General features: G+C 43.5%; 15 protein-coding genes and 3 pseudogenes. 10 read left to right on the top strand and 8 right to left on the bottom strand.

Features of this window, described 5'->3' with window-relative positions; genetic code table 11:
• Nucleotides 1-6: 6 nt before the first annotated feature.
• Complete coding sequence (locus GKR74_RS17655; RefSeq protein ID WP_154604641.1) at nucleotides 7-783, bottom strand: AraC family transcriptional regulator; 777 nt, start codon at nucleotides 781-783, stop codon at nucleotides 7-9.
• Between the two features lie 110 nt (nucleotides 784-893).
• On the opposite strand from GKR74_RS17655, the gene GKR74_RS17650 reads away from it, so the two are divergent.
• Nucleotides 894-2,018, top strand: a complete 1,125-nt coding sequence (locus GKR74_RS17650) for a Bcr/CflA family efflux MFS transporter (RefSeq protein ID WP_154604640.1) — start codon at nucleotides 894-896, stop codon at nucleotides 2,016-2,018.
• A gap of 173 nt (nucleotides 2,019-2,191) precedes the next feature.
• Here GKR74_RS17650 and GKR74_RS17645 read toward each other — a convergent pair whose 3' ends face one another.
• From GKR74_RS17645 to GKR74_RS17635, 3 genes are all read right to left on the bottom strand, one after another.
• Nucleotides 2,192-2,935, bottom strand: coding sequence for a type 2 GTP cyclohydrolase I (locus tag GKR74_RS17645; RefSeq protein WP_154604639.1), 744 nt, complete (start codon nucleotides 2,933-2,935; stop codon nucleotides 2,192-2,194).
• 194 nt (nucleotides 2,936-3,129) lie between these two features.
• On the bottom strand, nucleotides 3,130-4,626 hold the full coding sequence (locus tag GKR74_RS17640; RefSeq protein WP_154604638.1) for a C69 family dipeptidase: 1,497 nt from the start codon (nucleotides 4,624-4,626) through the stop codon (nucleotides 3,130-3,132).
• Between the two features lie 280 nt (nucleotides 4,627-4,906).
• Entirely contained in the window at nucleotides 4,907-5,113 is a 207-nt protein-coding gene (locus GKR74_RS17635) for a YbfA family protein (RefSeq protein WP_006660462.1), read from the bottom strand.
• 451 nt (nucleotides 5,114-5,564) lie between these two features.
• Here GKR74_RS17635 and GKR74_RS18280 point away from each other — a divergent pair.
• The 9 genes and pseudogenes from GKR74_RS18280 to GKR74_RS17590 form a co-directional block, all read left to right on the top strand.
• Nucleotides 5,565-5,621: pseudogene (locus GKR74_RS18280) on the top strand (hypothetical protein); the annotation flags it as partial.
• Between the two features lie 34 nt (nucleotides 5,622-5,655).
• Nucleotides 5,656-7,359: a potassium-transporting ATPase subunit KdpA gene (kdpA, locus tag GKR74_RS17625; protein ID WP_154604637.1), complete on the top strand. Its 1,704-nt coding sequence runs from the start codon at nucleotides 5,656-5,658 to the stop codon at nucleotides 7,357-7,359.
• Nucleotides 7,360-7,372: 13 nt separating this feature from the next.
• A complete protein-coding gene (kdpB, locus tag GKR74_RS17620) occupies nucleotides 7,373-9,436 on the top strand; it encodes a potassium-transporting ATPase subunit KdpB (protein ID WP_154604636.1) in 2,064 nt (687 codons plus the stop codon).
• 10 nt (nucleotides 9,437-9,446) lie between these two features.
• A pseudogene (gene kdpC, locus GKR74_RS17615) lies at nucleotides 9,447-10,097 on the top strand (potassium-transporting ATPase subunit KdpC).
• Nucleotides 10,049-12,748, top strand: coding sequence for a two-component system sensor histidine kinase KdpD (kdpD, locus tag GKR74_RS17610; RefSeq protein WP_154604634.1), 2,700 nt, complete (start codon nucleotides 10,049-10,051; stop codon nucleotides 12,746-12,748). The pseudogene kdpC and the gene kdpD overlap by 49 nt, the downstream one beginning before the upstream one ends.
• Nucleotides 12,749-12,764: 16 nt before the next feature.
• Nucleotides 12,765-13,448 (top strand): two-component system response regulator KdpE, encoded by a 684-nt coding sequence (kdpE, locus tag GKR74_RS17605; RefSeq protein WP_006660467.1) that lies wholly within the window; start codon nucleotides 12,765-12,767, stop codon nucleotides 13,446-13,448.
• Nucleotides 13,449-13,563: 115 nt separating this feature from the next.
• Nucleotides 13,564-13,959: a DUF5329 family protein gene (locus tag GKR74_RS17600; RefSeq protein WP_336431358.1), complete on the top strand. Its 396-nt coding sequence runs from the start codon at nucleotides 13,564-13,566 to the stop codon at nucleotides 13,957-13,959.
• A 479-nt stretch (nucleotides 13,960-14,438) separates the two neighbouring features.
• Nucleotides 14,439-16,553 carry a TonB-dependent siderophore receptor gene (locus GKR74_RS17595; RefSeq protein WP_154604633.1) on the top strand — a complete coding sequence of 705 codons (2,115 nt, stop codon included), beginning with the start codon at nucleotides 14,439-14,441 and terminating at the stop codon, nucleotides 16,551-16,553.
• A gap of 90 nt (nucleotides 16,554-16,643) precedes the next feature.
• A pseudogene (locus GKR74_RS17590) lies at nucleotides 16,644-18,194 on the top strand (esterase family protein); the annotation flags it as partial.
• Nucleotides 18,195-18,425: 231 nt separating this feature from the next.
• Here GKR74_RS17590 and glnS read toward each other — a convergent pair.
• The 4 genes from glnS to nagE form a co-directional block, all read right to left on the bottom strand.
• Nucleotides 18,426-20,093 carry a glutamine--tRNA ligase gene (gene glnS, locus GKR74_RS17585; protein WP_108479374.1) on the bottom strand — a complete coding sequence of 556 codons (1,668 nt, stop codon included), beginning with the start codon at nucleotides 20,091-20,093 and terminating at the stop codon, nucleotides 18,426-18,428.
• Nucleotides 20,094-20,240: 147 nt separating this feature from the next.
• Nucleotides 20,241-21,056 (bottom strand): sulfite exporter TauE/SafE family protein, encoded by an 816-nt coding sequence (locus GKR74_RS17580; RefSeq protein ID WP_336431357.1) that lies wholly within the window; start codon nucleotides 21,054-21,056, stop codon nucleotides 20,241-20,243.
• Nucleotides 21,057-21,195: 139 nt separating this feature from the next.
• The gene (locus GKR74_RS17575) at nucleotides 21,196-21,957 is read right to left on the bottom strand and encodes a hypothetical protein (protein WP_154604631.1); all 762 of its coding nucleotides are present in this window, start codon (nucleotides 21,955-21,957) and stop codon (nucleotides 21,196-21,198) included.
• A gap of 327 nt (nucleotides 21,958-22,284) precedes the next feature.
• The gene (gene nagE / locus GKR74_RS17570) at nucleotides 22,285-24,312 is read right to left on the bottom strand and encodes an N-acetylglucosamine-specific PTS transporter subunit IIBC (RefSeq protein WP_336431356.1); all 2,028 of its coding nucleotides are present in this window, start codon (nucleotides 24,310-24,312) and stop codon (nucleotides 22,285-22,287) included.
• Nucleotides 24,313-24,491 lie beyond the last annotated feature (179 nt).

The raw sequence follows: 24,491 nt of genomic DNA, 5'->3' as shown, positions 1-24,491 counted from the left end.
TTTATTCTATTTTTTCAGTCTTGATTCACCGCTGTATTCTCGCGGTGTCATCCCGCTCATTTTGCGGAAAAAACTAATAAATGCGCTGTCACTGGCTAAACCTAACTCTTGAGTAATAAATCCGTAGGTTTTCTCCTGCGCTAACAGCTCTATCCCTTTGATAAATCGCCATTGTTGTCGCCACGCCTGATAACTCATTCCTGTCTCTTTTAGAAAAACTCGAGTAATGGTCTTCTCACTGGCACCAACCGTTTGAGCTAATTGGTTCAAAGGTGGAGGAAGTCGTTCTAGATCTAGAGACTTGAAACGTCTGTCATGAGGTAAAGACAGCAGAGTGGGCTCCGCTGTTGCACATTGTAATTCATCAATAAAAACAGGAAGTAACCTTGCTAGTCGCCCTTCTCGCCAGTCACTCTCGAAAGGCGCCACCGCGATACGTTCCAGCAACTCTCGAAGCAAAGGAGAGAGACTTAAAATAGACACCTGACCAGATATTTGCTGCGCATATTCTTGGCTTAGGTAAACAGACCGATACCCTACCGAAGCACGCATTTGTACTCGATGCTGTGTAAATGGTGGGATCCACGCAACTCTCCCTGGCGGTAGTAACGAAATCTCATTCTGTAAGCTAATGCGAATGCAGCCTTGTTGTGTAAATAACAGCTGCCCCATTTCATGGGTATGCGCTCCTGAATCATGTTGCCCCATTTGGGCTGCAATCCCCAATACGGGGGCATCATACCAGTGAGTTTGAAACTCATCCGTCTGTAATAACCACGCCATAAATGTCTCTTTTTTGATATTTATTGTCTTTATTATTGTAATAAGACAAATAAAAAGCCACTAGACTTTGCGCCATTCCACATACTTTGAAAATAAATAGGTAAATCAATATGGAACGCGTACTTTCATTATCTTTAGCAATAGCGCTAATGATGTTTCCGCAAATTGTCGAAACCATTTATAGTCCAGCGTTAACGGATATTGCTGCTGCATTTCAGGTGAATGCCGATCAAGCCTCTCAAACGCTGTCGCTCTATTTCTTTGCTTTCGCTTTTGGTGTCGTATTTTGGGGCAGAATGTGTGATGTGATTGGGCGTCGTCCCACTATTTTGCTTGGGTTATTTCTGTATGGAATAGCCTCTGTAAGCGCACTTTTTGTCTCACATTTCTATGGGTTGCTGTTACTGCGTATGCTATCTGCGTTTGGTGCTGCAGTTGGCTCTATTGGCACACAAACCATGATGCGAGACAGTTTCCAAGGTCATAAGTTAGCCAAAGTTTTTTCGGTGATGGGCATCGCCTTAGCAATAAGCCCCGCCCTTGGGATGATTTTCGGTGCCAGCTTAGTTTGGTTAGGTAGTTACCGAGCCGTTTTTATGGGTTTAGCGTTGTTAGCTTCCATACTTTTGTTATGGTCATGTTATAAGCTTCCTGAGACCAAACCACAGAACGTGATCAAAACCCCATTTTTAACCACTTTTTTACACATGTTAGGGGATAAACGAATTCTCCAAAATGTGATGTTGATTGCATTTTTCAACATTAATTTATTCAGCTATTACCAGCTTGGCCCCTTTATTTTTGAACAATTAACGTTCAACCAACAACAATTTGGTCTGACTGGGATTCTGTTAGCGTTTGGTGTCGGTCTCGGTTCACTGATTAATCGCACATTATTGGCGAAAACGTGGTCACCAGAAAAGCTCGTTAAACTGGCAAGTGGGCTCTCTATTGTCAGTAGTGGTTTAGTTTATCTGCTGCAAAGTCATATTGGGTTTGTGCTACCAATTATGGGCATTGTGGTGGGCTATGGGATCGCAATTCCGAATATTTTGGCGCACGCTCTGGATCATTATCAAGACAGAAAAGGCACCGCCGGCGCAATTTTAGGTTTGTTTTACTATTTAGGATTAGCTCTCGGATTAATGGCCGCCGGCGAGGTTCAAAACCTAGGGTTAGTGCTAACCACGTCAAGCCTAATACTGCTCCTTACCGCACTAAAATACAGGACGTAACCTGTTTGTAGTTAGTTTCTATTGTGTAGCTATTTCTATTACATAGCAATTTTCTAAATAGTTCATGCTGTGGCAAGGCGGTGAACAAAGACAGCTTGGGGAGCATACATAAGTATGTGACCCAAGTGGCTGAGTGAAACCAACACAGCCACAGCATGAAATATGACGAAAATTTAAGCGGGGTTGTCTATATCGATGAACGTTGCATCCACCTCATGATTATCATTCAACCACTCCGTCAACGCCTTAATCCCATAACGCTCTGTTGCGTGGTGCCCTGCACTGTAGAAATGGATCCCCATCTCTCTTGCGATATGAATGGTTTGCTCTGACACTTCCCCTGTCACAAACGCATCTACACCAAATTCTGCCGCTTGCATAATAAAGCCCTGGCCGCCGCCAGTACACCATGCAATTTGACGAATTTCTTCTTTGGCGTTATCACCACAATGCAATACTTTACGCCCTAAGCGATTTTCTAAACGCTCGGTTAATTCTGCGGGGGTAATGGGTTGGTCGAAAAAGCCAAATGGCATCAGTGGCTCAATGTTGCCATTGACTTGCACACCCATAATATGGGCCAGTTGCGCATTGTTACCTAATACTGGGTGAGCATCTAATGGTAGGTGATAACCGTACAGGTTAATGTCATTCGCCAGCAATGTTTTTAGGCGATTTCTTTTCATACCTTTGATAATGGCCGGTTCGTTTTTCCAAAAGTAGCCATGATGCACAATCACCGCATCGGCATTGAGTCTGACCGCTTCATCCAATAATGCTTGGCAAGCTGTCACGCCTGTCACGATTTTTTTAACATGAGGGCGACCCTCTACTTGTAATCCATTTGGGGCATAGTCTTGGATTTCACTGACTTTCAGCTCGTCGTTAATCAGTTCTTCTAACTTAAAATTATGCATAATCGTATCCTTTACCTACTGAATTCCTACTTATTCATATTCAATTAGCATAAACGTAAATGATATTTTTTTCTGCTGTATTTATTGGCAAACTCACACAAGCTAAGAACTCAGTCAAATTTGAAAGAGAGATAATTAAACAAAAAGGCTCCCCCACTGAGAGCCTTCTTGAGTTTACAAAATTGCGACTATTATTAGTCTTTCTTCGATTTATTCGCAAAGAAAATATCAGATTGAATGTCTTCAGTTCGAATAGTGAAAAGTTGGTTAGTTAAATCCTCAGTGAGCTTCTCAGCACTAGCCATCACATCCAGATTAAACTTGTTAAGCATTTTATTGGCGGCGGCTTTATCTGTTTTCGCCATTTTTAAGTAATTCACTTCCATGGCTTTTTGCTCTAACGCCGTTTTCGCTTCCCACTCTTGGTAGGCTTTTTTCACAATAGGCGCCAGTTTAGGGTAGTCCGTCATCACTAATGTTTGTAATTTACGGTATTTCCAATAAATAGAATCGCTGTCTGCCTTGTCTGTCCCAATACCATAATGTTTTGGATAAGCCTCTAACCCACTATAGAAAGGAACAAACGCGGTCAAATCCGCCATTCCTAGACCAACATATGTCACTTCACCAATTTCTTGCGGTAACTCTGGACGTACTTGCATCACATGCGCTTCATAAGTTCTAAACACACTGATTGGTCGCCATGGCTCTTTTCCGTTTAAGCCATTGGTATACGGGTCATGTTCCGTGCCTTCAAAGTGATTACGTAGCATGGCTTTCGCTTCTTCAACAGAAACTTTTTTCTCTGGTGTTAAGAAAGGAGCAAAATTTCTACCATCTGCAATATCTTGTTTTAACGATGGATTAAACTGCTGCTGAATGATCCAAACTCGTGGATCGTTATAATCACGGTCTCGCTCATCATCACGCGTATAGGCTTTAGAAAAATTGAATGCGCCATCTTTAGCAGGATTGTATAAACCCTTTTCTACTGCAAATTCAACGAGATTTTTAGAGCCTAGCATATCGGGATTATTCACCTCAAACGCTTGTAAACGCCCCTGATTACCCGTTGCAAAGTATTTATCTTTTGCAATTTTTTGAGCCATCCATTGATGACCCGTTCCCGTTTCTAAATACCACAGTTCATTTTTATCGACGACAGCAACACCAAAGCCTTCACCAGCACCTTGGGTTTCAATAATATTACCTAAAATCTCCACCGCTTCACGGGCTGTTTTTGCGCGGGAAAGAAGTACATCTGGAATATCATCTTCGGTAATTCCAGTTTCTTCAACATAGGGATCGAACGCTAATGCTTTAGGAGAAGCAAATATAGATTCAGTACCACTGACTCCTACACCTAATTCATTAAATCCTGTCGCACCATGTAATTGTGTTTTCCAATTTGGCACAGTTGTATATCGCAATGAATTTTTTGGTAATGGGTAGGTAAAATTATTAGCACCATTATGTTCTTTTGTACTGTATATTCCGGATTGATTTTTCTTTGCTGGATGTATGACAAAATGCTGAGCTTTTAATGCGCTGCTATCAGCGCTTCTCGCGATAATTAACGAGCCATCATTCGTGGCTTCACTACCCGCAAGCAGAGTGGTACAAGCCAATCCCGATGATATTAATGCGATATTAATTGACAATGCGATAACACATTTTTTAAATAGAATCATGATATTCCTCATTTGCTATTTATAATTAAATATCTTTTGAATTTTAATAAAATAAAATCTAATTTTATTGGGGATGGATATTAGCAATGAGATAAAGATAATTACCGTGATTCACTTCTCAGTGTCAAATAAGTTAATTTATTTAAATTTCAAATTAAATAACATGACTTTAATTTAAATAACATTGAAGTATAGGAATTAATTATTATGATTTTTATATAAAAAAATCCCCACAATTAAATTATTGCAGGGATATCTTTTTAGTGAATTGAATCACTGATTAACGATGGCTTTCCATCGTCACTTCTGAGCTAGCCAACCACACAGGCTTGTCGCTCGTTTTAGCCCAGACTTTATGCAGGTAGCTATAAAATCTTGCTCTTTTTGGGTAAAAAACCATAACCGGAAACGCAATAATGCCAGCTGTTACAGCAGCAGTGCGGCGTAAAAGTACCTGATTACGGGAATATTCTTGATATGTGGACATCGATATCCTCCTTCAGTAGCCACTTAATTTTGCCGATTCCAGTTTTGCTCTTTACTTCTATTTCACTTAATTCACGTTTAACTCAATTCGCATTGAGCGTAAATCACCAAAGAGGCACTAAAATCGAACACCAAGGTTAATCTTCATTAACGGAATCTATAATAACGCAATTTGTGTAATTAAACTACTCATCTGACCACTTAAATATAAAATAAATTAACTTTTTGACTCAGTTTCGTTGTTTTATTACGAAATGTAGCAAGATACCGTATAAAACAAACAAATAAATCACATCTTATTAACAAACTATACTTAGAGAATCTCTTCATCATCACGAAGCGATTTTAATTGGGCATTTTTATACTATTTTTACACCCCACCTGGTTTTTTTATCAGCTTCTTTACAAGCAAATGCCTAACCTAGCGCAATGGAAATAATAAGGAGATAACAATGTCACTACTTTCCATTTCTGGGGCAGTTCTTGTTGTTGTACTGCTGGTTTATCTGATTTATGCCCTGCTCAACGCGGAGAATTTCTGATATGGCCACCTATGCGTTTTTATTGATCGCCAGTTTTTTACTGGTTCTTATGCTGTTAGCAAAACCACTCGGCAACTTTATTGCTTATCTGATTGATGGTGATATGCCGCGTGCTATTGCCAAAAGTGAATCGGTATTCTGGCGATTAAGCGGAATCAAACAAGTGGGGCGCGATCTCCCTGAGATGAATTACTGGCAATATGCCATCGCCATTTTGCTATTTAACCTACTGGGTTTTGGATTACTATTCGTTATTTTAATGTGCCAAGGCTCATTACCTCTCAATCCTCAGCATTATCCTGGAATGAGCTGGGACTTGGCTTTCAATACAGCAATTAGTTTTGTGGCCAATACTAACTGGCAATCTTATAGCGGGGAAAATACCCTAAGCTATCTGAGCCAAATGGTCGGGTTAACCGTACAAAACTTCCTTTCGGCAGCCACAGGGATCGCCGTCGTGTTTGCACTTATTCGTGCATTTTCACGCCACGGCAGCAAAACTATTGGTAATGCTTGGGTTGATTTAGCGCGTATCACGCTGTATCTCCTGCTGCCATTATCCATTATTTTTGCTTTATTCTTTGTCAGCCAAGGGGTTATTCAAAACTTCTCCCCTTATGTTTTGAGTAACAACCTTGATAGTGCGCCACAACTGTTACCAATGGGGCCTGTTGCGTCCCAAGAAGCCATCAAATTATTGGGAACTAACGGTGGCGGATTCTTTGGGGCTAACTCATCTCACCCATTTGAAAACCCAACGGCATTAAGCAACTTTGTTCAAATGCTGGCTATCTTCCTTATTCCAACGGCACTTTGCTTTGCATTTGGCCGTACCGTCAGTGATAACAAACAAGGTCACGCCCTGTTATGGGCAATGGCGATTATTTTCGTGATTGCCGCCGCCGTTGTGATCCATGAAGAATATGTCGGCAACCCATTCTTAGGCGAGTTGCACGCAAGCAGCACCGCTAACCTTGAAGGAAAAGAGAACCGCTTTGGTACATTAGGATCTGCGCTGTATGCCGTTGTCACTACCGCGGCATCTTGTGGTGCAGTGAACTCAATGCACGATTCTTACACTGCATTAGGTGGCATGGTCCCTATGTGGCTAATGCAAATAGGTGAAGTGGTCTTTGGGGGCGTCGGTTCAGGTTTATACGGCATGTTACTGTTTGTTTTACTTGCTGTGTTCTTAGCGGGATTGATGATTGGTCGTACTCCTGAATACCTCGGTAAAAAAATCGAAGTACGTGAAATGAAAATGGTGGCACTGGCCATCCTTGTCACACCAACTTTAGTGCTACTCGGTACCACAATTTCACTAATGACCGAAGCAGGACGCTCCGGCATTCTTAACCCGGGCGCTCACGGATTTAGCGAAGTGCTATACGCCTTCTCATCCGCCGCTAATAACAACGGCAGTGCCTTTGCAGGATTAAGCGCGAACACACCGTATTACAACGTGATGCTGGCATTAGCTATGTTCCTTGGGCGTTTCGGTGTGATTTTCCCAGTATTAGCGATTGCAGGCTCTATGGCAGTGAAAAAACCACAAGCCGCCAGCCTTGCAACATTGCCGACACACGGTCCACTGTTTATCGGTTTATTAATCATGACTGTTCTTCTCATTGGTGCACTGACTTTTGTCCCTGCGCTTGCGTTAGGGCCAATCGCAGAACATCTGCAAATTTGGTTAGCGGCATAATGAGGGTGAAAAAATGAAAAATCAAAAAACACAATTATTTGATAGCAAACTGGTTCGCCAATCGACAATTGATGCCATTAAAAAACTGACACCACAAGCACAATGGCGTAACCCAGTTATGTTCGTGGTTTACATCGGCAGTATTATTACCACTTTATTATGGATAGCGATGGTCGCTGGCTACAGTGAAGGCAACGCTTGGTTTAGTGGCATGGTCACTTTATGGCTATGGTTTACTGTGCTATTTGCCAACTTTGCAGAAGCTTTAGCGGAAGGTCGTAGTAAAGCGCAAGCTCAGAGTTTAAAAGGCGTAAAACAGCAAAGCCGAGCAACCAAGCTGGCGACAGCCTCTCTCGATGCACCGCAAGAAATGGTCAGTTCAGACCAACTGCGTAAAGGCGATATCGTCCTGATCCGCGCAGGGGAAACCATCCCTTGTGATGGTGAAGTGATTGAAGGTGGCGCCTCCGTAGATGAAAGTGCGATCACCGGTGAATCCGCACCCGTGATCCGTGAATCCGGTGGAGACTTTTCATCGGTCACGGGGGGAACTCGCGTACTCTCTGACTGGCTGATCGTCGAATGTACGGTTAACCCGGGCGAAACATTCTTAGACCGCATGATCTCCATGGTAGAAGGCGCACAACGCCGTAAAACCCCCAATGAAATCGCGCTCACTATCTTATTAACCGCACTGACCATTATCTTTGTTTTAGTCTGTGCAACGTTATATCCATTCACCTTGTTTGCTACTGAATACGCGGGTGCAGGTGGGGCAGTCTCTATCATTGTGTTGATTGCGTTACTTATCTGTCTGATCCCAACCACCATTGGCGGGCTACTATCTTCCATCGGGGTTGCCGGAATGAGCCGTATGCTGGGTGCCAACGTGATTGCCACCAGCGGGCGCGCCGTGGAAGCAGCGGGAGACGTTGATGTCCTGTTACTGGACAAAACGGGTACCATTACCCTCGGAAACCGTCAAGCCTCTGAGTTTTTACCGTTGAATGGCGTCACCGAGCAGCAACTGGCGGATGCGGCTCAGCTTTCTTCTTTAGCGGATGAAACCCCTGAAGGGCGCAGTATTGTGGTGCTGGCAAAACAGAAATTCAATTTACGCGAACGCGATATCCACGCCATGAATGCCACCTTTGTCCCCTTCTCTGCGATGACGCGCATGAGCGGTGTGAACGTCGGCGAGCGCATGATCCGCAAAGGTTCAGCAGATGCTATTCGCCGTTATGTTGAAGCGAATCACGGAAAATTCCCTGTCGAAGCCGACAAACTTGTTGAACAAGTGGCGCAGACAGGGGGAACACCGTTAGTGGTGGTGGATAGCCAAACGGTGCTCGGCGTCGTGGCGCTCAAAGACATCGTCAAAGGCGGCATGAAAGAGCGTTTTGCACAAATGCGTGCGATGGGGATCAAAACCGTGATGATCACGGGAGATAATCACCTGACCGCAGCAGCAATAGCCGCAGAAGCAGGCGTGGATGATTTCTTAGCTGAAGCCACCCCTGAAGCAAAACTTGCGTTAATCCGCCAATATCAATCGGAAGGCCGCTTAGTGGCCATGACCGGAGACGGTACCAACGATGCCCCTGCATTAGCGCAAGCGGATGTGGCGGTTGCCATGAACTCGGGTACGCAAGCGGCGAAAGAAGCCGGTAACATGGTGGATTTAGATTCCAACCCAACCAAGCTGATTGAAGTCGTGCATATCGGTAAACAGATGCTGATGACTCGCGGTTCATTGACCACATTCAGTATTGCCAACGATATCGCCAAATACTTCGCGATTATTCCAGCCTGTTTTGCGGTCACATGGCCACAACTCAATGCCTTGAATATTATGCATTTGCACTCACCAGCTTCGGCATTGCTGTCGGCGGTTATTTTTAATGCCTTGATTATCGTGTTCTTAATTCCACTGGCATTAAAAGGGGTGAATTATCGCCCAATGAGTTCTCAATCACTTTTACAGCGTAACTTGAGCCTGTATGGGTTAGGTGGCTTGATTGTCCCATTTGTAGGGATCAAGCTTATCGATATGTTCATCAGCTTGTTTGGTATTTAAGGAGCCTATTATGAGCATGTTTCGTTCTTCATTAATGATTTTAGTTCTGTTAACGCTGGTGACTGGGATTGCTTATCCGCTGCTTGTGACTGGGCTCGCTAATGTTATTTTTCCAACTCAATCGATGGGCTCGCTGATCTTGCAAGATAATCGCGTTATCGGGTCATCACTGATTGGGCAGTCTTACCAAAATGACAATTACTTTTATGGTCGCCCGTCTGTGACAGCTGAAATGCCTTATAACGCACTGGCCTCTGGTGGCAGCAACTTAGCCATCAGCAACCCACTGTTAACCAAGGAATTGACTGAGCGCTCAGTCGCATTGAAACAGCATGAACCCGATGGTGGTGATATTCTGCCTGTGGATTTACTGACCGCCTCATCCAGCGGGCTAGATCCACATATTTCGGTTGCCGCTGCGTTATATCAAGCGCCGCGTATTGCCAAAAACAGACAGTTATCGATAGACAAGGTAAAATCGCTTATCTCTGACAATACGCAATCTCCTCTGTTTCGATTTTTAGGAGAGCCGGTCGTCAACGTATTAGAGTTAAACCTTGCCCTTGATACCTATCAACGGGAAGCTAACAGTCAAAATCACTGAGGTCAGTTATGAATAATCAGGAGCCTATCCGCCCAAACCCAGATGACCTGTTGGTAAAGGCAAACGAAAGTGGACGTGGCAAACTTAAGATTTTCTTCGGTGCTTGCGCTGGTGTTGGGAAAACTTATGCCATGTTGCAAGAAGCGCAACGCCTTCGAGCACAAGGGTTAGATGTGCTGATTGGCGTGGTCGAAACTCATGAACGAGAAGAAACCGCCGCGCTGCTGGATGGGCTCCCGCAACTACCTCCGTTAAAAATCAGCCATCGAGGGCGTCGCCTGCACGCCTTCGATATTGATGCTGCATTGGCAAGGCATCCTGCCATTATCTTGATGGATGAACTTGCCTTCAGTAATCCAAATGGCAGCCGCCACCCTAAACGCTGGCAAGATGTCGAAGAATTACTGGATGCGGGCATTGACGTTCTCACCACCGTTAACGTTCAACATATTGAAAGCTTAAATGACATTGTCGGCAGCATCACCGGTATCCGCGTGCGTGAAACCGTGCCTGACCATATTTTTGATGCCGCCAATGAAGTGGTTTTAGTGGATTTACCTCCCGATGACCTGCGCCAACGTTTAAAAGAAGGCAAAGTGTATATTCCGGGACAGGCTGAACGTGCTATCGAGCATTTTTTCCGTAAAGGAAACTTAATTGCTTTACGGGAATTAGCCCTACGCCGCACAGCTGATCGCGTTGATGACCAAATGCGTGAGTTTCGTGATGGTAAAGGCGAAGCCCCCGTTTGGCATACCCGCGACGGATTACTTTTATGCATCGGGCATAATACAGGCAATGAAAAACTGGTTCGCGCCGCCGCTCGCCTTGCCGCTAAGTTCGGCAGTGTTTGGCATGCGGTGTATGTAGAAACCCCAACCTTACACCAACTTCCTGAAAATCAGCGCCGAGCTATTTTAAAAGCCTTAAGGCTAGCGCAAGATTTAGGCGCAGAAACCACCACCCTTTCTGATCCTAATGAAGAAAAAGCCATTTTGCGTTACGCACGAGAGCATAACCTCGGTAAAATTTTGATCGGCCGACGGGATAAACATCGCAAATGGTATAAATTCAATTTACACCAAGGTTTTGCGGATAGGCTAGGTAAACTCGGGCCTGATTTAGATTTGATCATTGTCGCCCTTGAAGAAAAAAGCGATTGGGATAAAGAGCCAGAAAGAAAGCCGTTTACCGAAAAATGGCGCTCTGATGTCAATGGCTATTTAATGGCGATCGCCATGTGTGCAGCTATCACCCTATTTTCTCGAACCTTCTTATTGGCGCTGGATAAAGCCAACTTAGTCACCCTCTATTTATTGGGTGTGGTATTAGTCGCGTTATTTTACGGTCGCCGCCCTTCCGTTTTCGCCGCATTAGTCAACGTGATTAGTTTTGACTTATTCTTTGTTCAGCCTCATTTCTCTTTGGCTATCATGGACATGCAGTATCTGGTGACTTTTACCGTAATGCTGATTGTGGGGGTGGTTGTCGGGAACTTGACCGCAGGTATGCGCTATCAGGCAAGAATTGCCCGTTATCGAGAACAACGCACGCGCCATTTATATGAAATGACCAAAGAGCTAGGTCAAGCCCTCAGCACGGAAGATATCGGTAAAACTGGCTACCACTTTTTAAACAACGCCTTTCAGGCAAAAACCTGTTTGCTACTCCCCGATGAAAACAACCAACTGACGCCATTACAGTGCGAAGGTTATAGCCAGTTGCAAATCGACAAAGCGATCGCAAAATGGAGCTTCGATAAGCGCCAGCCTGCAGGTGCAGGGACGGACACACTTCCCAGCGTGCCGTACCAATTACAGCCCATCACAACGGCGGATGAAACCCTTGCCGTGCTCGCCATTGAGCCGCGTAATATTCGCCAATTATTGATCCCCGAACAGCAGCGTATGTTGCAAACCTTTACCGGATTAATCGCCAGTAGCCTTTCCCGCCTGCAACTGACCAAACAAGCAGAGAGAGCCAAGCTGGATGTTGAACGGGAGCAATTACGAAATTCACTGCTGGCAGCCTTATCCCATGATCTCAAAACGCCACTGACTGTTTTATTTGGTCAAAGTGAAATTTTGATGTTGGAGTTATCAGCCGAAAATTCACCACTCACCGCACAAGTCAGCCAGATGCGCCAACAGGTGTTAAGCACTTCGCGATTAGTGAATAATTTATTGGATATGGCTCGCTTACAATCTGGGGGGATCCACCCAAATTTGGAATGGGAATCTCTGCAAGAAATTACGAGCAGCGCAGTTCGCATCTTGGACTACACTTTAGATAGTCACCCACTTGATATTGATATTCCAGCCGATTTACTCTTGTATTGTGACGGCAATTTGATTGAGCGCGTCATCATTAACTTGCTCGAAAATGCCATAAAATACAGTGATAGCGACACCCCAATTGGTATTCGTGCGTCTATCGAATCACAAAAAGCCCATATCGAAGTGTGGGATGCCAGCAATGCCATTCCCGACGGGCAAGAAAAAACCATTTTCGATAAATTTTCCCGCGCACAAAAAGAATCAGCAATTCCGGGAGTTGGCTTAGGTTTAGCTATCTGTCGTGCTATTATCCATCTCCATGAAGGGGAAATTTGGGCTGAAAATAATGAAAAAGGTGGCGCCAGCTTCCATTTTATTTTGCCATTAAAGCCGTTACCCGAGATTGAAAACGAAAGCGAAAACGAAATTTAGGAGCACTTAGCAGACTGTGAGTTCCCATCAAATCCTGATCATTGAAGATGAAAAAGAGATCCGCCGCTTTGTTCGATTAGCGTTGGAGGGTGAAGGCTGGAAAATTTTTGAAGCTGAAAATTACCAACGAGGACTCATAGAAGCTGGTACTCGTCAGCCTGATTTGGTGATTTTAGATCTTGGATTACCCGACGGTGATGGATTGGATTTGATCCGTGATTTACGCCAATGGAGCAGTATTCCGTTGATCGTACTTTCTGCTCGTGAAGAAGAGTCCCAAAAAGTGGCCGCTCTTGATGCGGGTGCCGATGATTATTTAACGAAACCTTTTGGTATCAGTGAATTACTCGCCCGTGTCCGAGTCGCTTTGCGTCGCTTTGGTAAAGCCGGTCAAGAAAGCCCGACTTTTCAATTTGGCGATGTCACGGTGGATTTCATCAACCGTATCGTGACTAAAGGCAGCGAAGAGCTGCATCTCACCCCCATTGAGTTTCGGTTACTTAGCGAACTCGTCGCCAATAGCGGAAAAGTGCTCACTCAGCGCCATTTGTTGCTGCAAGTCTGGGGGCCAAGTTACGTCGAACATAATCATTATCTACGCATTTATATGGGGCATTTACGCCAGAAGTTGGAAAATGACCCTGCTCGCCCCGAACATCTTTTAACTGAAACCGGCATTGGCTACCGTTTTATGCCTTAATTTATGCCTTAAAACCTAAGTTTGTCTTAAAACATGATTCTCAGACTATTACTGATAGTTTATTCATCTCGGCTGCCTATAATCTCTCCAATCTTAACTTATCGGAGCGTTTCCTGTGCAATCGTTACTGACTCAAGCTTCTTGCCGTTTTGCTTCAATCTTAGTGATTTTTTTAACTATTTTCGTCACCACCAAAGCCCTTGCGCTAAGCCCAGAAGAGAAAACGCGGACTGAAGCGTTGTTAACGGAATTGGGCAAACAGCAGAATTTAACGTTCACGCGTAATGGTTCCGGTCATTCCGCACCAGAAGCTGAATCCCATTTGCGTTTAAAGCTAGGTAAAACCGAAAAACGCTTACAGACAACAGAGCAGTTTATTGACAATGTGGCATCCAAATCCTCTATCACCGGAGAAGAGTATCAAGTCACCGATGCCCAAGGTAAAGTCACCAGCGCCAATCAGTATCTGCATGATTTACTGAAAAATAACGTTGATAAACCAGCCAAATAACCCATTTTATCCCCTCCCGATTAATGAAGCGCCCCAATAGCTAGTGGGCACTTCATTATGTCGAGCTCTTTTCGTTACACTCCTTACTCCTCGAAAAATGAAAATACCTTTTTCACGATCGAGAAGCCCCATTTCCCTGACCCAATATATCCGCCAATCAAAATCACAAGCCGAATCTTATAACCCTATTCAGACCGAAGCATTAGATGCGCTGATGAAATGCGTTGATAGTTGCCTCATTGAGCAAAGAGCAATCTGGTTGAAATCCTGACTTTCTAAAACATAAAAAACTGATTAATTATCATATGGTATTCTTAATGATTATTATTATCATTAATTATTTAAATGATTATTATTATCATATAAAATCACACACATGATATTCAATAAAGCACAAATGCATAAATTTATGCATCAATATGATTTTACTAATAAATATTAGAACCATACGTTAAAAATAGGGATGAACAGGTATTGCTATGTTAAATAAGCTATCAGCGCTATCACTGTTAATAGTTTCGCCATTCGCGGCTTCAGCAACTGACGTTCTGGTTGTGACTACACCAAGCTCAAGTGATTCATACACCGCAACAACGACATCTTCTGCAACAAAGAATGAAACTGAGATAATGAAAATACCACAGACAGTAAATGTGGTGACCAAAACCCAAATAGAAAACAGAGCAGCAGAAACTGTTGTGGATGCACTGAGGTATACACCCGGTGTGGTTACCGAATACCGTGGTGATTCGAATCGCAATGATGAGGTATTCAGTCGCGGTTTTGATTATGCGAACAAAATTCTAGATGGCATTCCTTTTGGCGGAAATGCGTCCTCGTCAATGGGCACAACTGAGCCTTGGTTTCTAGACAGAATTGAGATGATTAAAGGACCGGCATCTGTGCAATATGGACAAATAAGCCCTGGCGGGGTTATTGCCATGACAAGTAAAAAACCCACTGCACAGAGCATCAATAAAATTCAGTTACGAGTCGGTAATCGAAATAAAACAGAAGGATTTTTTGATCTCGGTGGCCAGCTAACGGATGATGGAAATATCCTCTACCGTTTAAATGGCTTGGCAAAGAAGAAAGATACTCAGGTACGAGACTATGAGGAAGAAAAATATGCTATTGCACCTGCAATAACATTCCTAAATGAAGACACTACTTTCACTCTTTTGGCTTACCTACAGAACTCACCGAAAAATGGTTATCGAAATTTTCTTCCTAAAGTTGGCACTCTAGAATCAACCCCAGAAGGAAAAATTCCACAAGACTTCAATATAAGTAATCCTGACTATAATATTTCCAAACAAAAACAACATAGTATTGGATATGAATTTGAACATAATTTTAGTGATCAAATTTCATTGGTACAAAAGGCACGCTACGCAGAAATTGATGAAAAATATAATTATTTAGTATTTAACACCTTAGCAAGTGAAGCTAAAAACTATCCTTATGTACTAAAACGAATGGCTCAGCACGAAAAAACAAAACTCAATACATTTGGTGTTGATACTCATTTAAATTTCGACATTGATAATGGGGGGCTTTATCAAACACTATTAGTCGGCGTCGATTACAAATGGACTAAAGAGGATAAACAGTTTTGGCGCGACAGAAGCGGCAATTATGATATTGATTGGCGTAACCCCCAATACCAGAAAATTGATGAATCCAAGCAGACGCTATTCACCGACCAGTTACAAAAAAGCGATCAAATCGGTATTTATATTCAAGACCAAATTGAATGGAATAGCTGGAACTTATTAGCTAGCACCCGATATGACTGGATTGAAGTAAAAACGATAGACAGAACGAACAGTGACAACTCGAAACAAAATGATGGCAAACTAACAGGCTTAGTTGGGGTGTTATACTCATTTGATAATGGTATTTCCCCTTATATTAGCTACAGCACCTCTTTTGAGCCAAATCTTGCAACCAACAGAAAGCCAGAAAGTAAGCCGTTTGATCCTAAAACAGCAAAGCAAACGGAAATCGGTATTAAGTACCTCACCCCTGACCAAAAAACGCTGGCGACCTTATCTCTCTATCATATCGAGCAAAAAAACATTCCTAAATACGACTCTGAATTAGGCTATATGACGCTAATCGGCAAGGGTGAAAGTAAAGGTGTGGAAGCCCAGATAAACAGTAAACTCACCGACAAATTTGCCGTTACAGGGGCATATTCGTATACCAAAACCAAAGTGCTTGAAACGGCAAACAGTGCTGAAAAAGGAAAAGAATTTCCTCGAATCCCTAAAAATATGGCCTCTGTTTGGGGGCAATATGAAGAAAATTCAGGAATGCTGAATGGACTGAAAGCCGGAGCAGGAGTGCGCTATATCGGATCCAGCAAAGCAGGGGCAGATAATAGCTTTTCTGTGCCTGGGGTAACACTTTACGATGCGATGGTTGGCTATGAACTTGCCAATATTTCCCCATCGTTGAAAGGCGCAACGATACAGTTAAACGTGAATAACTTAATGGATAAACATTATGTTTCATCCTGTGGTATGAGTGATGCCTGCTTTTATGGTATAGGCCGAACTGGTACTGTCACGTTTGATTACGCTTGGTAAAACAAAGAGTAAGAACAAAGGCTACGATAAATTGAGATGTAGCCTTTGTTATCTCATTAATAATAAAGATTAACTTGAAAGTGAGGGCTCATGAAGTCTGTTTTACTTTACGTAATGGTCGCTTTGAGTGCAGTACCCGCAATAGCTGCGCCTTGCAACGAACTACCTCTCCAGGGGGTTCAGGAAGGTGTATTCGATTCTGATGGTAGGATTTGCTTTGTGCTTCCAGCGCTTAGTGAAAACTATGTTGCAGCCACACTAAAAGGGGCAACAGGAGCACAATTGCTCGACCAGCAAAACCATCATTTACGCACTTTATTGGAAGCAGGACCCGCTGATGGAGAAAAGTCGCTACTTTTTTCATCCCCGACGGGGCAAGTTTCATCATTAGTATTATATGGAAATAACGGCAGTAAATGGCAGTTCGACTGGAAAATGACAGAAACTCAGCCACTCAATCGCGTGCGAAAACTTGATCCAGTAAGTCCTACTTTACAACAACTCGCAAAGGAGCTGGCAGCAGGAGGAACAACAGATGCATTTTGGGAAAAACAGCAACTCATCGGTACGCCTTTAGTTGAACCCGTAGATACATCCCATAAACGAGTCACTTTTTTGTGGCGCGCAGCGCGCGGTAATGTGTTTATTTTAGGGTCTCCGGCAGGCGATCATGATCCTATGTTTAAACTGGGTGACTCCGATGTATGGTTTCGCAGCTACGTGGTCCCTGCAGATACGCGTATGCAATATCAATTAGCGCCTGACGTTCCTAAAGTAGATGGCAATGCGCGTGAACAACGCCGTGCGATTTTGGTCACTGCACAAGCAGACCCTTTAAATCATGCGACTATGAGTATAGAAAATGAAGATAAGTGGAACACATCATCCTTACTTGATTTAAAACCCTCACGGTATTTTACCCGCGATACAATGAAACAGCCTATAAACCATGGCTCTTTGACTCTACATACATTAAAAAGTGAATTCCTTGGAAATAGCCGAGAAATCATTCTTTATCGCCCAAAAGCGACAACGCCGGTTAGTTGGACATTATTTTTGTTTGATGGTCAAATTTGGCAGGATAAATATCACACCGCCAATGTAATTGATGGTTTGATTGCTAATCATCAATTACCCCCGATTAATATTGTCTTTATAGATAGTCTGGATAGTAAACGTCGCTCCAAGGAACTCCCTCCAAATGAAGCTTTTGCTGATTTTATGGCGCTGGAACTGCTACCTTGGGTGAGCAAAAATGGTATTGAAATAAATAATGAAAAGACGATTGTGGCTGGCGCAAGTTATGGCGGATTGGCATCATCCTGGGTCGCATTGCGATATCCAAATCAATTTAGTCATGTGCTGAGCCTATCTGGCTCGTACTGGTGGGCGCCTGAAGGTGAAAAGCCAGGATGGTTAACTCGTCAATATCAGCAATCACCGCATTATCCGATCAGTTTCTGGATACAAGCAGGATTATTTGAAAACCAAGGTGCTGATGGCGGCATTTGGCTTAATAGCCAAGAGCTTGAACATGTTCTACGAGATAAAAACTACAAAACCAGCTTCCATTCATGGTCAAGTGGCCATGACTATGCTGCATGGATAGAAGCATTGGTCTATGGATTGAAAGATTTCACGAGCCAACGCTGAATCTTCTGTGAGTGTTCAGCTGCACCCACAACTGTATTTTGATGTAAAAAGACCCCCAGTAATTGGCATTCCAACTATTGGGGGTTAATAAACTGTTTTTTTCTTAGGCTGTTCTCAGCAATCCTCTAAATAATTCGCGTTGTAGCAAGGCGGCAAGTGAGCTAATCCCTAGGAGCATACACAAGCCAACGACACTATAGCGCGAAGTATGACGAGGATTTAGTTAGACTCAATCTTAGCCCAAGTATCACGCAACCCAACCGTACGGTTAAACACCAGCTTATCCGCACTGCTCAGTTTGTTATCTGCGCAGAAGTAACCTTCACGCTCAAACTGGTATGCTTTTTCTGCTGGCGCATCGCGCAGGCTTGGTTCAACGAAACCTTGGCGGATAACCAGAGATTCTGGGTTCAACACGGATAAGAAATCATCTTCAGCTGCTGGGTTTGGTACAGTAAACAGGCGGTCATACAGACGAATTTCCGCTGGCAGTGCATGTGCTGCACTTACCCAGTGAATAACGCCTTTAACTTTACGACCGTCAGCAGGATCTTTGTTCAATGTGCCTGCATCGTAAGTACAGAAGATAGTGGTAATATTGCCTTCTGCATCTTTTTCTACGCGCTCTGCTTTGATGATGTAAGCATTACGCAGACGCACTTCTTTACCTAATACCAAACGCTTATATTGGCGGTTAGCTTCTTCGCGGAAATCTGCACGGTCAATATACAGCTCATTGCTAAATGGCACTTCACGCGTTCCCATTTCTGGGTTGTTCGGGTGATTTGGTGCCTTCAGAATTTCTTCGCCTGCTGGCATGTTTTCAATCACTAAGCGAACTGGATCGATAACCGCCATTGCACGTGGTGCTGAGTCATTCAGGTCATCACGGATGCAAGATTCTAATGCCGCCATTTCGACGTTGTTATCTTGCTTAGTGACACCGATACGACGGCAGAATTCACGAATTGATGCAGCAGTATAACCACGACGACGTAAACCAGAGATGGTCAGCATGCGTGGGTCATCCCAACCAGCAACGTGTTTTTCAGTCACTAATTGGTTCAGTTTACGTTTTGACATCACCGTGTATTCAAGGTTCAGACGAGAGAACTCGTACTGACGCGGGTGGCAGTCAATCGTGATATTGTCCAGCACCCAATCATACAGACGGCGGTTGTCTTGGAATTCTAATGTACACAGTGAGTGTGTAATGCCTTCCAGCGCATCAGAAATACAGTGAGTGAAGTCGTACATCGGGTAGATGCACCATTTATTACCGGATTGGTGATGTTCTGCAAATTTAATGCGGTATAACACGGGATCACGCATAACCATAAATGGTGATGCCATGTCGATTTTCGCACGCAGACACGCTTTACCTTCTTCGAAGCCACCCTCGCGCATTTTTTCAAATAACGCTAAGTTGTCTTCAATCAGGCGCTCACGGTAAGGGCTGTTTTTACCTGGCTCTTTTAATGTGCCACGGTATTCACGAATTTCATCCGCGCTTAATTCATCAACGTAGGCAAGGCCTTTCTTGATAAGCTCAATCGCGTATTGATATAAAATATCAAAATAATCCGATGAGTAGCGAATGTTGCCGCTCCACTGGAAACCTAACCATTGGACGTCATTTTGAATGGAGTTCACATACTCAACATCTTCTTTGACCGGGTTAGTATCATCAAAGCGTAAGTTACACTGGCCTTGATAATCCTTCGCGATACCAAAGTTCAAGCAAATTGATTTCGCATGGCCAATGTGTAAGTAGCCATTCGGTTCAGGTGGAAAACGGGTATGTACTGATGTGTGTTTCCCAGTCGCCAGATCTTCATCTATGATCTGACGGATAAAGTTAGTTGGGCGAGCATCTGCCTCATTCATTGTCATCGTTCCTCAGTGCCAAAAGCGCGCTAAATTCGTATAGTAACCGAATATATTCTACCATAATACGTCCAGAAACAACCGTTTGATTAAGGTTAGTCGGCAAAAGCAATGGCAAAGAGGGATTTTTATCAAAAAATAGGCTATTTATACGAATAGCATGACCCCAAGAACCACCATCAATAAAATGGGATAGCTTTGGGCGTGGCGTTTATCACTCAAGTAGGGCATCAAAAACGAAGCAAAACGAATACCTAGCCACGAGGTAGCAATCAAAATTAAAGCGCCTTTAATATAAATCATCCCTAAGAAGCCGGAGCCTAATTCAAGGTGCTTTTCCATCGCAAAATAGAAGTAAATCAAGGAGCCCGTGATTGCCATCGGTAACGTCAGCGGGTTAGCAAATGCCGCCGCTTGCAACATGCCCGCTCCACGACGACGCATTAGAGGCACCGTCATCACACTCCCCCCCACACCTAAAAATGCCGCGACAGTACCGATTACTGTACCGATGACGGTATCCTCAATGCATTTGTCGCTTCTTAACGTATTACCTTCTGACTGGGGTTGCATAAATCCTGGGCGAATAAAGCAGTCGAGAATAGTGATAATGAGATAACCGATAAATATCCAGCGGATCCAGTCACTGTCTACCGATAACGCGATGAGAGCGCCTAAAATCCCGCCAATCGAAATAGGCAGCATAAAAGGCTTAATAATTTGCCAGTTAAAATTCCCTTTCAGGTAGTGTGCCCGGCTCGATAAACTTGATGAGAAAATCATCACAAATGTGGACGTGGCGACGGCGATTTGCATCGCAACGTCGCTAGCATCATGGCAGGGTCCCCAAACAAGGGTAATTAAGGCGTATAACAGGGGTACCGTAATAAAACCGCCCCCGAAACCGAACAGCGCTGTTGTGATCCCCGAAATAAAACCAAATAAACAAAGTAGTAAATCCACAGGATGATCCTCAAAGATGATTGAGTTTTTATCTTATCCTTGAGAACCGTCCTGTGCTTACGCAGATTTGACAACTCACTTTGAGATTTCGCCAAATTAATTAACAAACATAACCTTTTATTTACAAACTTAAGTATATTCAATCAATTAGTTTTTTTCGCCATACATCAAATTCATCAGCAAATTTCCCAACAGATTCCCCTTTCGGTGCCTTGGGCATCTGCTTAATGGCTTGAGCGACACTGATAATCAAACCCATAAATTCATCCGCAATTAGCTCTTCACTCTCATTCGGTATTTCTGTGATGTTTCGAGCCGTTTTGGGTTTCCATTGTTCCCTTAACGCATCAAAGAGATTAAACAGCTGCTGCTTGGTGCTATACAGTAGACAGCCATCTTTAAAGACATCCTGAAAGCCTAGTTCATCAATATAATAGTCAAGAAGGTCTTCGTTAGCCGGATTGTTAATATAGACCCCCTCGCCCCCAACCTTGATGAGAAAAAATAAAATACTCAGCAATGAGTAAACCATCATTTTTCCATCTAATGCTTTATTGTTTTTCTCAAAATTTTGCAGTATTTCGATTGTCGCTCGGCGGCTGTGAGGATCATAGCTACAAACACAGCCTCCCGCGGCTTTATCGGGTATTCGAACTAAAATTCGGTTACGGCTAATGAGTTTAAAACAGAAACTAAAGCTCTCTTTGGTCATGACAATTTCTTGATACTCTAGCCAATCCAAAGGTTCTTCTGTTGCTAATGAACTGATATTGCAATACTTTAGATTTTCTTTGTTCATTCTGCGAATGCGAATCGCATTCCCTGAGCATTGAAAAAAATGGTTCATTTTTTGAAACACATATTCACTAGCTTCACTCACTAGCGTTATTTTTGACATCATCTTATTTATTCCTTTAAAAAACAGCGTCCTTTAACCAACCAATTTCCTTAAATAATTTTTCCCCTCGCCAACAAGGGAAATCAATCGCAAGGAAAATAAGCCATAAGAGAAATAAAATAGTAATAAGTACCAAAAAGTTAAATTCGGTTATACCGAATACATGATTGATTAATATAGGAATTAATACCTTGGAAGTTAATGCTTGGGGAATTAATGCTTGGGGAATTAATGCTTTGGATATTAACTACGGATAATTTAGATAAAAAAATGCCAGCTAATTAAGCTGGCATTCGTGTGTACTGCTCGTTTTTGTTATCTATATGCGCATTATTTTAATACGTGATAAATAACGGTTTCACCGGCAGTAACCTGACCTTTCGCTAAAATATCAACACCAGCGAAGTCATCAATATTACTGATGATAACAGGGCTGATCATTGATTTTGCATTCGCTTCAAGGAATGGCAGGTCAAGTTTCAGAATTGGTGTACCCGCTTCAACTTCCGCACCCTCTTCAACTAAACGCTCACAGCCTTCACCATTTAATGCAACGGTATCAATCCCCATATGCACAATCAGTTCAACGCCATTCGCGGTTTCGAGGCAGAATGCATGGTTAGTTGGGAAAATTTTCACAATTGTCCCTGCGGCCGGCGCCACCACTTCACTGCTGGTTGGTTTGATAGCAATACCATCACCGACGATGCGGCTAGAGAACGCTTCATCAGGAACCTGATCCAGCGAGTAAACTTCACCACTAACGGGTGCGATTAACGACAGAACCGCGTTACCTTTTGCTTTTTCTGGTTCCGCTTTCTGGCTTTTTTCTGGAGCAGCAACAGGCGTAGATGCCGCAATAGGGCCTTTTGCCATCACTTCCGTCATCGCTTTAGCAATTAATTCCGCGCGAGTTCCTACAATCACTTGCACGTTTTGCTTGTTCAGGCGGATCACGCCAGATGCACCAATACGTTTAGCAAGTGGGTCGTTGACTACCGCTGAATCTTTTACGCCTAAACGTAAACGTGTGATACACGCGTCGATGTTAACGATGTTGTCGCTACCACCTACCGCTGCAATATACTGACGAGCTTCTTTTTGAATTTCGCTTTCATCGCTGTGTGCATCGCTAACGTTTTCGTCATAACCGTCAACAGTTTCATCACCCGCGCTGACTTCACGGCCTGGCGTTAACAGGTTGAATTTGCGGATCATGAATCGGAAAATCACGTAGTAGATGCAGAAGAAGACTAAGCCTTGAACAATCAGCATGTACCAGTGAGTTGCGAGTGGGTTACGTGTCTGTAAGAACATATCCACCAGCCCCGCACTGAAGCCGAAGCCTGAAATCCATTCCATTGTTGCCGCGATATAGACAGAAATACCGGTCAATAATGCGTGGATCACATACAGTACTGGTGCAACGAACATAAATGAGAATTCAAGCGGTTCAGTGATACCCGTAAAGAATGCAGCAAACGCACCTGCAATCATGATACCAGCCACTTTGGCTTTATTTTCTGGACGTGCGCAGTGATAGATAGCCAGAGCCGCACCTGGCAGACCAAACATCATGATAGGGAAGAAGCCCGCTTGGTAGCGACCCGTAATCCCAACCGTTGCCAGACCTGCTTCGATGGACTTCGCGCCACCTAAGAAGTTAGGAATATCGTTAATTCCCGCCACATCGAACCAGAATACGGAGTTCAGTGCGTGGTGTAAGCCAACAGGAATTAATAAACGGTTAAAGAAGGCGTAGATACCTGCACCTACCGATCCCATATCTTTGATGCTTTCACCGAACGCCACTAATCCGTTATACACCACTGGCCAAACATACATCAGAATGAATGCCAGGATGATCATCAGGAATGAGGTTAAAATCGGGACGAGGCGACGACCACTGAAGAATGACAACGCTTTTGGCAGCTCAACGCCACTGTAACGGTTGTAAAGTTCAGCAGAGAGAACCCCAACAAGGATACCCACGAACTGGTTATTGATTTTATTGAACGCAGCAGGAACGGATTCCACTGGCACGCTCATAATCATTGAGTAGGACGCAGGTGAACACAGTGTTGTCACGACTAAGAAGCCGACAAAACCGGTTAATGCAGCAGCACCATCTTTATCTTTAGACATTCCGTACGCAACACCAATCGCAAACAACACGGACATGTTGTCGATGATGGCAGCACCGGATTTGATCAGTAACGCAGCGATTGCGCTATTGGCGCCCCAACCATCTGGGTCAATCCAATAACCAATCCCCATTAGGATTGCGGCGGCTGGTAATACGGCGACAGGCACCATAAGCGCCCTACCAATCCGCTGTAAGTAGCTAAGAATATTCACAAACTCCCCCTTTGTATCGCTCTATTTTTGTCCCATTTCAGGATCTTATTTTCACGCATCGGAAATATATCCGAAGTCGCTTAATTATAGCAATTCATAGAATAGATGAATTTTTTCGCGATACAAAATAAATAGCTGGAAACTGTGATAAATGTCAACGAAAGAAACCTAATATTGAC

Origin of the sequence: Providencia sp. wls1914 (genome assembly GCF_009706645.1) — a bacterium.
Taxonomy (GTDB): Bacteria; Pseudomonadota; Gammaproteobacteria; order Enterobacterales; family Enterobacteriaceae; genus Providencia; species Providencia zhijiangensis.
The sequence above is the reverse complement of the archived record's forward strand: the minus strand, read 5'-3'. Positions and strand labels throughout refer to the sequence as shown.